This is a genomic window from Rhizobium sp. AG207R (assembly GCF_027109195.1).
GTDB lineage: Bacteria > Pseudomonadota > Alphaproteobacteria > Rhizobiales > Rhizobiaceae > Rhizobium > Rhizobium dioscoreae.
In genome coordinates, this window is the sequence record NZ_JAEPVT010000012.1 from 168,930 (window position 1) to 182,963 (window position 14,034).

Annotated in this window: 9 protein-coding genes; 7 read left to right on the top strand and 2 right to left on the bottom strand. The window is 58.4% G+C overall.

Going from position 1 to position 14,034, the window contains the following annotated elements:
• Window positions 1-619 precede the first annotated feature (619 nt).
• The 7 genes from JJQ51_RS26455 to JJQ51_RS26485 all read left to right on the top strand — a co-directional run bounded on the left by JJQ51_RS26455 (window position 620) and on the right by JJQ51_RS26485 (window position 9,269).
• Window positions 620-1,456 (top strand): class I SAM-dependent methyltransferase, encoded by an 837-nt coding sequence (locus tag JJQ51_RS26455; protein WP_269245505.1) that lies wholly within the window; start codon window positions 620-622, stop codon window positions 1,454-1,456.
• 140 nt (window positions 1,457-1,596) lie between these two features.
• Window positions 1,597-2,661, top strand: a complete 1,065-nt coding sequence (locus JJQ51_RS26460; protein ID WP_269245506.1) for a hypothetical protein — start codon at window positions 1,597-1,599, stop codon at window positions 2,659-2,661.
• 70 nt (window positions 2,662-2,731) lie between these two features.
• On the top strand, window positions 2,732-3,943 hold the full coding sequence (locus tag JJQ51_RS26465) for a capsule biosynthesis protein (protein ID WP_269245507.1): 1,212 nt from the start codon (window positions 2,732-2,734) through the stop codon (window positions 3,941-3,943).
• Window positions 3,944-3,956: 13 nt separating this feature from the next.
• Window positions 3,957-4,610 (top strand): ABC transporter ATP-binding protein, encoded by a 654-nt coding sequence (locus JJQ51_RS26470; protein ID WP_269245508.1) that lies wholly within the window; start codon window positions 3,957-3,959, stop codon window positions 4,608-4,610.
• 95 nt (window positions 4,611-4,705) lie between these two features.
• On the top strand, window positions 4,706-5,905 hold the full coding sequence (locus tag JJQ51_RS26475) for a capsule biosynthesis protein (protein ID WP_269245509.1): 1,200 nt from the start codon (window positions 4,706-4,708) through the stop codon (window positions 5,903-5,905).
• A gap of 17 nt (window positions 5,906-5,922) precedes the next feature.
• A complete protein-coding gene (locus tag JJQ51_RS26480; protein ID WP_113328990.1) occupies window positions 5,923-7,029 on the top strand; it encodes a hypothetical protein in 1,107 nt (368 codons plus the stop codon).
• A gap of 56 nt (window positions 7,030-7,085) precedes the next feature.
• Window positions 7,086-9,269: a glycosyltransferase family 2 protein gene (locus JJQ51_RS26485; RefSeq protein ID WP_113328991.1), complete on the top strand. Its 2,184-nt coding sequence runs from the start codon at window positions 7,086-7,088 to the stop codon at window positions 9,267-9,269.
• Between the two features lie 17 nt (window positions 9,270-9,286).
• Here JJQ51_RS26485 and JJQ51_RS26490 read toward each other — a convergent pair whose 3' ends face one another.
• Both JJQ51_RS26490 and JJQ51_RS26495 read right to left on the bottom strand, forming a co-directional pair.
• Window positions 9,287-12,742, bottom strand: coding sequence for an ATP-binding protein (locus JJQ51_RS26490; RefSeq protein WP_269245510.1), 3,456 nt, complete (start codon window positions 12,740-12,742; stop codon window positions 9,287-9,289).
• Window positions 12,742-13,977, bottom strand: a complete 1,236-nt coding sequence (locus JJQ51_RS26495; RefSeq protein ID WP_269245511.1) for a metallophosphoesterase family protein — start codon at window positions 13,975-13,977, stop codon at window positions 12,742-12,744. Before JJQ51_RS26495 ends, JJQ51_RS26490 begins: the two co-directional genes overlap by 1 nt.
• Window positions 13,978-14,034: the final 57 nt, after the last annotated feature.

Sequence of the window (14,034 nt, forward strand, 5' to 3'; positions counted from 1 at the left end):
ATTAGCTGCCGTGATTACCTGATGGCATACATCGACATAGAATGCATCAAATCTATCGACGCCTTGAAAAGCATAACGGGCCTGCGTCAACAAGCCCAAACGCCGGGAATACAATCAAAAATATCAGGTGCGATCATCTGAACACACCCGGGATTCAAGAAGCGCCCCATCAGATCGGCTTATAAGGGGCAAAGAGGGTTAAAGCAATTTGGACGAGTATTATTTGCGGTTTAAAATTAAAATTTTCTGAAAAATAAAAAGGAACCGTTAAGTAACGGCAACAGTAAAAAATCGCCCGATCGGCGACATAAAGTTCCACAGAATCGCACTTGTGCCGCTTTTCATAAGATTGCTATTGCCTGTAAAAGAGTTGAGTCCTGACCCGCAACCCATGCAGAGATGACAGACCACAACAATCGGTACTTGCCGAATTTCTGCCTCCAGCGAGATAGCATCAATGGCTCCTCGAATCAGCCTCGGCAATCCCCGATTGTCCATCGGCGCTTATAAATTCCGCCAACTTGCTGCGAGGCAAAAAGCGGTTTGGGGGCTGCGATGCGCCAATGCGAGAACTTCTCCGGATCGGCGGGATGCCGATTGAAATGAAGGTTATGTTTTAATGCTTGGTTTTTCAAAGCGCTCCCAGAAGAAAGCATCGAAAAGTCCCCTGGAGATTTTCGATCAGTACGAGCAAGGCAGGCCAGCGCACCAAAACGCCATCGATGCACTTCAAGGATGGAACTGTGCGTTTCCGCCGAAATTCGGTCTTAGCGCCGGCAACCTGCCCCTTTATGCCGACGACCGCATCGACTGGGCATTGCGCACCTTCGGATCGATAGAAGGCAGGACCGTTCTCGAAGTCGGCCCGCTCGAGGGGATGCATACCCATATACTGAATTGCCATCGCCCGGCGCGGATCGATGCGATCGAAGCAAACCGTCTCTGTTTTCTAAGATGTCTGGTTACCAAGCAGATCCTGAACATCGACACCGCCTCCTTCATGCTCGGCGACATTCAGGCGTGGCTGACGGAAGGCGAAGAAATCTACGACTTAACGCTTGCATCGGGGGTTCTCTATCATATGGCCGACCCTGGCGAGTTTCTTCGCTTGCTGGCAAAGCGGTCCAGCGCGGTTTTCATCTGGACCCACTTCGTCCTTGAGGACGCAATGCCCGAGGGCGATGTGCGGTGGCTGCCTTTCAGCGGTAAGGTGGAGACGAAACTGATAGATGGCATTGCGGTGCGCTATTACGAGCGCAGCTATCACCACGCCAATGCCAATGCGTCTTTCTGCGGTGGCATGAAGGACCGGCACTTTTGGATGCACCGGGATGACATCTTGATGCTGCTGCGTACATTCGGCTTCAATGACGTTATCATCCGGGATGAAAATCTGAGCCATCCAGGCGGCCCCAGCTTCTCGCTGCTGGCACGAAAAGCGCCCAGCGAGGCCTGACGAGGTTCGAATGCCAAGGCCCGACATCCGCGATATCGATAGGCATCTTGATCAATGTGATACTATGCAGGGCGCAATGACGTCACTCCATCACCAATTTCGGCGCTGCGCCGATCTGGTAAAAGCGCCGGAGCAACTCCGTGCTTTTTAACCTCGAATATGATCGCGGCAATGTTATCGAGGGCTATCTGATCCCCGATGGCTTTTCCGACAAACCACAAATCAGAATCTCGGATGCCGACGGCGATCTGATGATCCTGCCGTGCGACCAGTTCAAACAGGCGGTCATCGACTCGGGACGGCACGAAGATGGCTATGTCGGATTCAGGCTCGACACAACAATCATGCCGGACCTCATGGAACGTACGTCGCTGATGATCCATGACGCCAAGTCCGGATTGTTGATCTATCGGCGCCCGCAAGTATCGAACACGATTCCGTTAAAGATTGTAAGGCTCGAGACACAGCTGCTGCCAATGGTCAAATTCGACTACTATTGCGGCCGCAATTTTCAATACGAGCTTTCATCCGTCGAGCGCTTCGGTCACGAAACGACCCTGCAGGCCTTTCATCTGAACGCCATCCAGTCGATCTATCTTAGCGGCCGGCTGTTGATGCGCAATTATGAAGAGTTTCTCGACAAGGGATTCAAGGCCATCGTTCTGCTTACCGATCCCTATTACGAACTTGCTCTGCGGATATTCCTTCTGAAACGAATGGCGAAAACCCAGATTTCCTTCTTCGGCGATCGCGACAAGATCATCCTGGCGCCGGCTGCGGAGCATTTTGCCGAGGTAAGCTTCGAAAACGCCGCCTCTCTCAAGACAGCCCTGAAGAAAGCGCCTCAGAGTGTCAGAAACGTTCTCGTATCTCCGGTCACCCGGCAATTGGCCACGACCATACCGGAACAGACCGTGACACGCGGCGATGTCGCCACCGCGATCGATCTTCTCTCGCGCTTTGCCATTGTCGGTTTCGATACGGACAGTCTTTATTTTCAACAGGCGCTCAGCGAGCTCATAGGGATTTCGGTTGACGATTTTCCGTTGCCACCCAGACACAGCACCCTTGAAGACGTTGCAGCAAGGTTGCGTTCATTGCATATTGCCGAGCTTATGCTCGAAGAGGATTTGATTTTCGACCACTATGTGCGTCAGGCGATGAAACCAACCGCGCCCGGACTGCCGGAAACGATTGCAAGCTGACATGCCGAAGCCAGTCATTGAAGACGCGATAGTTCAGGACTCTCCACGAATAAAAACGAGCCGGCATATCTTGCCTTCGCTGTTTCGGCGCAGGCTGCCGGCGCAGCGTGCGCGCACCGATCTCGAGGACGTCGAATACATACCGGTGCATGACAACAACGAGCCCGAAACACAGTCGGGCGGTAAGCCGCCGCTGAGGCTTATCGGCTTCGTATTGCTCGTTATCCTGCCTTTCCTGGCCAGTTCGGTGTATTACGCCTTCATTGCCTCAGACCAATATGTGGCGGAAGCGCGTTTTGCCGTTCGTGCCGTGTCGGGAGCAGGCGACACCAGTGATGCCGGCGACCCCGGGGGGGCCACCAGCGCTCTGAACATGCGCTCGGCTTCGCAAGACGCCTATGTCGTCACCAGCTTCATTCACTCGACGGAGATTCTGAACCGGATCGGCAAGAAACTCGATTATCGGGCCATGTTTACCCGGCCGGATGCGGATTTCCTGTCGCGATTCAGCTCGGCGCGATCCGACGAAGAGTTCCTGAAGTACTGGAACGACCATGTCAGCGCCTATATAGACGTCACCTCCGGCATCATCACACTGAAGGTCAGGGCTTTCACGCCCGATGATTCCGTCAAGCTCGCGGACGCCATCATCGAGGAAAGCGAAAAGCTCATCAACGAGCTTTCCGAACGGGCGCGCAACGATATCATACAGAGCATGAAGGCCGACGTCCAGAAAAGCGGCAAGGCCTATGGCGACACGCTGATCGCCCTCAACCAGTTCCAAAACGCATCCGGCCTTCTCAGCCCGCAGGCACAGGCGCAGAACAGCGGCACGATTCTGACCGGCCTGCTGGCCCAGAAACTGGAATTCGAAACGCGCCTGTTCGTCATGCGGCAATCCAACGCCCAGAATTCTCCGACCTATCAGCAGCTCAATCTCGCCAAGGACAGCCTCGATGCACAGATCGAGAAGATGAGATCGGAGTTGACAGGTCCTGAGAATGCAAGCCTTGCAAAGGCCCTGCTGGACTATTCCAGGCTGGAGACCGATCGCATGATCGCGGAAAAGCTCTACGAAAGTGCGCAGAAGAACTACGATGCCGTGCTAGCCGAAGCTCTGCGCAAGACGCTCTACCTCGCCGTTTTCGTCAAGCCGGTGCTGCCGGACGAATCGATCTTTCCGCGCCGTGTCAGCACACCCCTGATCATACTGCTTGCGCTTATTGTCACTTGGGCGACGCTTTCTCTCATCTGGGCATCCGTCGAGGATCACCGGATATGAGCGGGGAAGCACCATGATCAGCTTCAAGAACGTCTCGAAATTCTTCAAGACACAAAGCGGCAAGAAGATCATCCTCGACCGGGTGCATTGCGAGTTCGAATCCGGCTATTCCTACGGCCTGCTCGGCGTGAACGGTGCCGGAAAATCGACGACGATCCGCATGATTGCGGGCACGATGCTGCCGAATTCGGGCAAGATCAGCAAGAATGTCCGGGTATCCTGGCCGCTGGGCCTCGGCAGCGGCTTCAATCCCTTCATGACGGGGCGGGCCAATGTTCATTTCGTTGCGCGCGCTTACGGCGAGGATGTCAGGCGCGTTTCCCGCTTTGTCGAAGAATTCGCCGAGTTGGGCGACTATCTCGATGCGCCGGTGCGCACCTATTCCTCCGGCATGAGCGCTCGATTGGCATTCGGACTTTCGATGGCAATCGAGTTCGAATGCTATCTCGTGGACGAAGTTCTGGCCGTCGGCGATGCGAGATTTCAGGAGCGCTGCCGTATCGCATTCGAGAGCAGGCGCAAGAATTCCGATATCATCATGGTGTCCCATAGCATGAGCATGATTAATACACATTGCGACAGGGGTATTGTACTTGTCGATGGCAGACTTATCGTCTTCGATAAGGTAGAGCAGGCTATCGAAGCCTATTATAGATTGAATCGATAGAAGATCAGGAATCGACAGCAAGGCCCAATATGGCTCATGATACCGAAAACGCGCCAAAAACGCTTCAGCTCAGCGCGACGGAGCGTAGCCGGAACGTGGCCACGAATCTGTCGGTGACCGCGCGGAAACTGCGCTTCTCGACATCGAGGCGCAGCCAGCTGTTCAAGGCCGTCGGCCTGCGGCCGCGGCCGATGCAGCAGATCATCGGCAAGGTCATGCTGGCATCGACCTTTCTGCTGATTGTCGTCCCCAATGTTGCTTCGATCTACTATTTTACCTGTGTCGCGTCCGATCAGTATCAATCGGAAACGCGCTTTACGGTCCGCACCTCCACGCCCGCACTCGGCAGCAATCAGATTACCAAGGTGACCGGCCTGCCGCCGGCACAGATCGTCCAGAACACCCTGATCGTCACCAACTTCATCAAGAGCAAGGACATGGTTACCGCCCTCGAGGAAAGGGTCGACTTTCAAAAGATCTACGGCAACGACTCGATCGATCGGATTGCGCGCCTAAAGAAGGATGCGAGCTCGGAAAAGCTGCTCAATTACTGGGAAGACATGGTTTCGGTCAAAATCGATGCGAACAGCGGCATCGTGACGGTCAAGGCACGGGCTTTCACCGCGGCCGATGCCCAGAAGGTATTGCGCGAGGTTGTCGCCGCGTCCGAGGTCGTTGTTAACGACGTCAACACCCGCATCTGGCGTGACGTCATCGCAACCGCCCAGGCGAATCTCGACAATGCTAGGGATCAGCTGCAGAAGGCGCGAGATCAGCTTTTGATTGCGCGCAACCAGACAGGCGTCCTCAGCGTCGAGGGATCGTCGACCGTTATCACGAACCTGATCTCATCCGTGCAGAAGGAGAGGATAGAGCTTCAACAGAAATATGACGCGCTGCTTGGGACCGTCTCCGCCGATGCACCGCAGATGCGCGTGTTGAAACGCGAGATCGACAGCAGGCAGAAGCAGATCGATCAGCTCAACAGCCAAGTCGCCGGGCAGAACAAATCCGAACAGAATCTCGCGGACGTTTCCGTGGATATGTCGCAGCGCGAACTGGAACAGAGCCTTACCGAGCAGCAATTTGCCTCGAGCATGAAGACGCTGGAGCAGGTCAAGTTCGTCAGCAAGCAGCAGTTGCTCTACCTCGATACGTTCCTGGCGCCCAGCCTGCCCGACGAGGCGGAGTATCCTCAGCGGGCACTCTGGATCGGCGGGATCTTGGGTGTGACGCTCCTTGCCTGGGGTGCCGTTTTCGGCATCCTCGCAAATCTCCGAAGTCGCCTGGCGTGATTTTGCGCGGAAGCCCCATGCAAGTTTTGCGCGACATCGTCTATCAATTGCTTCCAAGACCGCGGCCATCCAGTGCGTTGGCGGGAGATGGTGAGCGCGTTGCCAGGCGTCTGCTCATCTTGTCGCGCCACCCCAATCCGAGCTTCAGCTACTATCTTGCTGAGCGGGCCAAGACACTCGGCCACATTCCGGTCATCATGAAAGGCCTCGACGACCCCCTCGACGCCATCGATAGCGACGGACTCTTCGTCATCATTTGCCGCTACATTAAGCAGCCGCAATTGCGCTGGCTGGAGGAAAGGCGAGGCACGCTTGCCGGGGTCGCCTATTTCGTCGATGACGACATCCCCGCCGTCGTGACCGGCAACGAAGCCGGTTGGCTCTATAAATTCAGGCTGATCAAATTGGCGGTCCGCCCAATGCCGAGGGTCAATAGGCTCCTTACTCATGTCTGGACTTCGACCGAACCCCTGGCAAACGCGCTCGCGATGAGAAGCCATCGGATAGATATCCTGCCCCCGCTTCCAGCGGATGCAGCAGAAATCGTGGTCAATGGCAGGGATGACGGAGGCACGCCGCTGAGGATGGTCTACCATGCCACCGGCGTCCATCGCCGCGAACACGAGTTCCTCATGCCGATCGTCAAAGCCGCGATGGAAAAACACGGCAACCTGCATTTCGAGGTTTTTGCCGCCGGCACTCTCGCTCGACGCTGGGCTTTGCAAGGGATCGACCCGGCGAGAATGGCGATCATTCCGCCGCTCCCGTGGCCGGCCTATCTCGCAAAGACAGCACATCATCAAGCCGATATCGCTCTGGCTCCTCTTCTGTCCGGAAAGACCAATGCGAGCCGCTCGGATACCAAGCGGATCGACATCAGCCGCCTGCAGGCAGCAGCCATATTTTCCCGATGCCCGACTTTCGAACGATGCGTCGTCGCCGGGGAACTTCATATCGGCAATACCGCCGACGAGTGGCTTGCCGCTATCGACCTGCTCATCGGCGACCGCGCGCGACGGCTTTCTGCTCGCGATGCCACACGACATTCGATCGAGAAAATGCGGCTGTATGCCAGTCCGACATTTCCCGGCATACGTTTTGAACCTCTCAGCGGCGCGGGCTAGGCCAGGAATTTCTCAGGCAATGCCTCTGCTCGCATTTAGAAGAAATCAATATTTTGATGACACTCAAAATCATACCGAACGCCGATCTCGAACGGGAAATCTCCGTTGACGCCGATCCCAGCCTATGGAAATCCATGGGGGATGATCCGGCTTTCGAGATCAGATTTTCGCCGGTGCGAAAGAAGCTGATCGTCATCCATGTAGTCGCAACCGACGAGCCGCTAGATCCCAAATTCTATATCAATCGCGGCTACGGCTTCCGCGAGAAGGATACGGTCTCTCTTCCGGAAGGGCATCGTTTCGTCATCACCGCGGACATCGGTTCGGTCGGCTCCATCTGCGCCCTGCGTGCCGATCCGGCCAGCTTCCCGACGACGTTCCAGTTCGCCGCCAGGGCCTTTGCGTCCGAAAAATCGGCTGAAAGATATATTGCAACCCTTCTTCGAAGCGAGGAACGAACCAAACGTGTCGATCTCGGCAGGCTGCCCCAGTATTGGCTGAAATTGCCCAGACTGCGCTTGGGGCGCCGCGCGCCTAACCTGACGATACAATATGCCGAGGCGAGCTATAGGCTTGCTGCAGAACTGGAGACAGCATCGGTACCGGCGGTGGGAACCTGGCTCAGTGTGGTAGTTCCCGTCTATAATGCTCCGCCCCGTTATCTGGACGACCTCGCCAAATCCTTTGAAGAACAGGGTGAAACAGGCACCGAGCTCATCCTGAGCGATGATGGCTCGACGTCGCCGGAAACGCTGCAGTGGTATCGGAGCCAACAATCGAAAGACAATATCCGTTTTGTGCTGAATGAGCGCAACGGTGGCATCGCGGCCGCTACCAATGCAGGTCTGTCCCAGGCACGAGGGCAATGGATCGCCTTTCTCGATCATGACGATGTCATCGCACCGCATGCCTTCAAGCTCATCCGGCATACGCTGGAGCAAAATCCGGACGCGAATTTCCTCTATACAGACGAACTGGTGGTCGACGACATCTTGAAGCCGACCGGCGTCATGCTGAAGCCTGCTTATGATTCCGTGCTGCTGACGGGCGTCAATTACATCAATCATTTTTCTATCTACCGCCACGACCGCCTCCGGGAGATCGGCTATCTCCGCATGGGCTACGACGGCTCGCAGGATTACGATCTGTTGCTGCGTTATCTGGAGGGCGTCCCCGAGGAGAGCGTCCTCCACCTGCCCTACCCGGCATATTGGTGGCGGCGCAATGGCAAGACCTTTTCCCGCAAGTTCATGGAGGCCGCTACCACGAACGCCAGGAAAGCGCTGGTCGAACGATTTGAGCGGCTAAAGCAGCCGATCGCCGTCGAGGGCGCTCTCACCACGACGCTGCACCGGATCATCTTTGAAGCCCCGCATGCGTGGCCGAAAATCTCGATCGTCATTCCGAGCAAAAACAATTTCGATCTCATTTCACGCATCCTCGGCGATCTCTTTGAAAAGACGGATTATCCGAATTTCGAAGTTCTGGTCGTCGACAACGGTTCCACGGATCAACCAGTCCTCGATCTCTACAAGCGCTACCGCCAGAGCGAGCCGCGATTTTCGGCAACTGTCACACCGGAAGCCTTCAACTTCTCGCGCTCGGTCAATCGAGGCCTGAGCGCGGCGACGGGGGAGCACTATCTCATCCTCAATAACGACATCGAGGTCATCGAAGCGGATTGGTTGAAGGAGATGGTCTCCTGCTTCGCCTATGACAGAGCCGGCATCGTCGGCGCCAAACTGCTCTTCGCGAACGACAAGATGCAGCATGCCGGTGTAGTCATCGGTTTCGGTGGACTTGCAGGTCACTGGTATTTGAACAAGCCCAAGGAGTTCGGCGGACCGATGAACCGGCTGCATGTACGCAACACCATGACCTGCGTGACCGGAGCGGTGATGCTGATCTCGGGGGACTGCCTAAGGAAAATCGGCCTTTTCGACGAGGAGAATTTCGCGGTCGCCTATAATGATGTGGATTATTGTCTGCGGGCTCACAAAGCCGGCTATCGCATCGTCTGGACGCCCTTCGCCTGTCTTTATCACCATGAATCGCTGTCGCGCGGCTCGGACAAATCCGGCGAGCGGAAAAAGCGTTTCGAGCAGGAAAAGCAGAACCTGCGCCGGCTCCACGCCACGCAGGGTTTCATCGACCGCGCGCTCAATCCAGCCTACAGCCGGGACAAGTCGGACCCGAGGATCGTGATACCGACGCAACTGCATATCCCGTCGATGCCGTAGCGCGATCTGCGAGCCGGTCAGAGCTGGATCAAGTCGAGATCCTTGCCGATTTCCCTTTTGGCAATGTCGACCACGCTTCTCTCATGGGTAAAGAGGATCGTCTGGAAACGATCGGCCGTTGCGGCCAGCACCTGCAAACCGGCCCGAACGCGCTCGTCATCGAAGGTCTGGAAGATGTCGTCAACAATCAACGGCGCAGGCTCGTTGCGGGCGGAATAATCCTCGAGAAACGCCAGCCGTAGCGCGAGATAAAGCTGGTCGCCCGTCCCTTCGCTCAAGCCGTCGAGCGGCACGCGTTCGCCGGCCGCTCGTTCCGCCAGCAACTGCAGCGCATCGCTTTCATCGTGGGCTTCGACCAGGCGGGAGAAGCGGCCACCCGTCAGCTGCGAGAACAGCTCACCGGCACGCCGGATGACCGGATCGGCCTGCTTCTCGCGATAAGCCTCCATCGAGCCGGCAAGCATGCGGGCCGCAATCTTCAGCACGACCCATTGTCGCGCGAGATCCTTTGCATCCTGCTCGGCCGAGAGCTTCTCGAAAACCGCGTATTCGGCGCTAACGCCTGTTTCCAGCGCCTGCCGCTGGCGGCGGTTCTCCGCCAGCCGTGCGGAAAGTTCGCCATGCACGGCGAACTGCCGCTGATCTTCCTCCGTCAATCGCTCGATTTCGAGATCGGCCGCAACCCGTTCGAAGCCGGCAAGCGCGGCGCGAAGATCGTCTTCGGTCTTGCCGTCGGCTTGCTGGCGGAAGCGATCACGGCTTTCGACGAGCCGGGCAGTCAGACGCGTGCGTTCGCGCAGTCGAGAGAGGAGTGCAGGCAGATCTTCGACCCCGCCGAGATCGGCGGTCAGTCCTTCCAGATCGGCGGCGATGGCGGCAAGCGCAGCCTCCTGGCGGACGACGAGCCCTTCCCCACGCTGCCGTTCCTCCTCCAGGGCGTCGCGCTTCTTCAGTTCGCCGCGCATGGCGTTGACGCGGGTATGCAGTGCCTCGGCAGCGGCATCTGGCGGCAGATGATCCAGCTCATAGCCGCTATTGGCGCCAAGGGTCGCCAGCCGCCGCTCGAAATCCGCCATGTCGCGCCGCATGCCATTGACCCGGCGCAGGCGGTTTTCGCGCTCCGCCAGGACATCGGGCAGTTCCTGCCATGCCTTCAAGGCGGCATTTGCCATGTCCAGGGTCGTGTCGGATGGCAGACCGAGCAGTTCCACGGCTTTGGCGAATGCGCCGCGCCAATCGGTGTACTGTCGTTCCACGCTCTTTTGCTGGTCGTCGAACCGGGTCAGCCTTTCACGCGCCGCGCCAATCTCCCCTTCCCGCGTGCGGCTTTCGCTCCAGCGTTCGGACAGAAGGCGCAGATGCTTGCGCAGGCCTTCCGCAATCGCTGCCGGCGGAAGGCGGCCGCTCTTGTAGCCGCTTGCCTCGACGATATCCTGCAGCGCGGGCAAGACGCGGTTTTCCGCCAACGCATTCTCATCCCGTTGATCGATTAGATCCCGCAACGCTTTGCGCTCACGTCGCAGCAGCTCCACTCCGCGGCGCCATTCCAGCATCGTCGATGGATCGAGGGCATCGACACCGCAAGGCTCAAAAAGGGCTGCGAAGGCTTCCTGTGCATCCTTCAGCGCCTTCTCGAAGCCCTTGAGCCGACCGGAAGCCTCCTTCCGATCCTGCAGCAGACGCGCCTGCCGCAAACGATAGTCGGCGTGGCGCACGACCCGATCCGCGTCGCTCAGGGCGGCATCGGCCAGACGGTCCGCCTCGGCCACGCTGACAATCAGTGCCGCAAGGATCTTCGCTTCCGGAGCCGCGCCGTCCTTCCACTTTTCCTGGATGGAGGCCCATTGCGCATCACGGCTTTCGCGTGCAGCGGCGATCTGCTCGCGCGTGACAACTGGCCCGGCGCGCTCGGCATCCGCGAGGATTTGCACTATCTCAGCCAGCTGCTCATCATAGGTCTGCAGCTTGCCGGTAGCGTCGCGCACCTTCGATCGCGCCGCGTCGATCGCATCGCGATGTCCTATGATCTCCATCGTTTCCGGAAGCGGTACCGAAAAGAGCAGATCAATGTCACCGACCGGTGGCCGCAGCCGTCCGGCCGCCTCGTGGAGATCGGCATCGGTGCGACGTATCTGGGTTTCCAGCCCATCGAGGCGCGCCAAAGCTGAGAGATCGCTGCCCAAAGCCTCAAGCTGGTCAATATAAGGTCTCGGATCGATCAGCCGCCCGTTAAGGCTGTCCTTCTGGAGCGTGGCCAACTGCCTTCGCTCGCTGTCGGATTGCTCGGCAAGCGACTGTATCTGCCGCGCAAGCTGCCTGCCCTGCTCCACCAATTCGGACAGGCGCGTACGATCGATATCGCTCGGCTGCTGCCGTTCCAGCTCGGCTTCGGCAAGACCGAGGCGACGGGCAAGCTGCGAAAGCGTCGTGTCGTAACCGGCAAGTTCCTGATCGACGCGCGGTAGATCATGACGCTGGGCGCGGTAGTTGCCGGTATCGGCAAAGAGCTGCGTGACATCGCCCGACATCTGCAGTAACGCTTCATCCACCTGGATGCGCGAGAGATCCTCTTCCGCGCGCAGAACGGCTTGCCGCGCGCGTCGCAGTTCCGCTTCGCTCGCCTCTTTATCCCGCAGTCTCTGTTCTAGCTTATCGGCAAAGCCGTCCGGTATGGCGGCAAGATCGGAAAGGCCATCGAGCGCAAGAGTTTCCGCATCGATTTCTGACAGCAGAGGCTGCAGGGTCTTCAGCCGCTGGAGCCGATCCAGCGCCTCACGCGTGCTGCGGCGCTCCGCCTGCAGGCGCTCCAGCTCCGTCTCCAGCTCGGCCGCTTCGGCAAGCAGCTTCTTCCAGTCGCCGGATTTCAGCTCGTTGTCCTTCTCGGCCTTGCGGGCATCCTCATAGCGGTCGAGAGCCTGGTAGAAGCCACGATCCTTCGAGCGCCTGGCCGCATAGATGCTGTCCGCCTCCGCTTCCAGCGACTGGCGCAGACGTGACAGGCCCGTCAGACCGGACGCCGCCGAAAATAGCAGACTGCCGATCTCGCCGCCGCTACGCAGCATCGCAGTCGCGCCCTGCCGCAGTCGCTGCGAATCGAGCCCGAAGGCGCGCTCGAAGACATCGCGGCTCAAATTGCCAAGGAAGGGCGAAAGCGCATCGTCGGCGAGCGCCGTCTCCTTATCGTCGGGTGCGAGAAGCGTCCCCTTGCGGCCACGGCGGCGGCGGAAGCTCAGCTTTGCACCATCACGCGCGCTGATATCGGCGCCGATCCTCAAGGTATTTGGTTCATGCAGGAAGCTTTGCTCGGCAGCGGTTGGGAAACCGAAGAGAAGATCGGAGATCGCGCTCAAAGCCGAGGATTTGCCCGCCTCGTTCGGACCATAGATCACATGCAGCCGTGCGTCGCGGCGAAAATCGATCGCTCGATCGGTCAGCGCGCCATAGCGGAGAATATCGAGGCGGGTGAAGCGCATCAGCCTGCCCCCTGCCCGCGCGCCAGCAGCAATTGCCGCGCCTCTTCTATGAGGGTGTCCATGCTGTCGTCCAGCGGCTGCTCCGTCGCGCCGAGGCCGCCAGGCAGCCGCACCGCAATCTCATCGATCAACCGGGCCGCCTCTGCTGCAATATCCGTATCGCCGGCATGGTCTGCCAGTAACTGGCGCAGATCGAGCGCGCCGTCCGCCTCCGCCGATCTTTCCGGCGGCGGCTCAAGCCGCAGCTCGAGCTTTTCCAGCCAGATATCCTCATGTACGCGGTGACAGGCAGCTTCCACTTCGTCACGCCATTGCTGGCGATTGGCAGCTATCGCACCCTGCAGCGGCGTTACGCCGGAAAGCCGCACACGCAGCGCGGTCATGCGACCCACCATCTCATCGGCTACTGGCTGCACCGCCTGCTCCACATGACGCAGGATCGCCGCTTGATCGTCCTCCAATCCAACCACGACATCAATTTGCGCAAAGCGCGCCTCATCGACGATCAGCCGCTCGTGATCGATCCGCCCGTCTTCGACGGTCACCAGCACCGCGCCCTTGGCACCGCGTTCACGGATATTGCGGCCCTGCAGATTGCCGGGAAAAATAACGAGCGGGTCCTGCGCCACCACTTCAAAATCGTGCACATGGCCGAGCGCCCAGTAGTCATAGCCGCGCGAACGCAGGTCATCCACGGAACACGGCGCGTAGGGTGCGTGCGGCTCGCGCCCGGTCAGCGAGGTATGGAGAATGCCAATATTGAACCAGCCGGAAACGGGCGCGGGATAGGTGATCGCCAGATTGTCGTTGGCGGAGCGTTCGGCAAAGCCCTGGCCATGCAGCGCCACCTTCAGCGCCTCCAGCCTGACACTGCCCGGTTTGCTAGTCGGAAACTCATGAACGTTTGACGGCAAGGTGATGGTCTTGGTGATGACGCTTGCCGCATCGTGATTGCCGCGCAGCAGGTAGACCGGAATGCCCGCCCGCTCCAGCCGCGCCATCTCGCGATTGAAGAACAAGCCGATCTTGTTGTCCTTCCAGTCGCCATCATAGACATCGCCGGCAATGACGAAGAAATCGACGCACTTTTCGATCGCCAGGCCCACCAGCGTCGAGAACGCTTTGCGGCTCGCTTCGACGAAGACAGCAGCGACGGCGGCATCCTTCAGGGCCAGGCCCTGAAAGGGGCTGCCAAGATGGAGATCGGCGGCGTGGATGAAGCTGAAAGAGGACATGGGCTCCGATAGCGGTCAGAAATCCGGCCTTTCCTTTTAAGGAAATAGAGGCGCAAT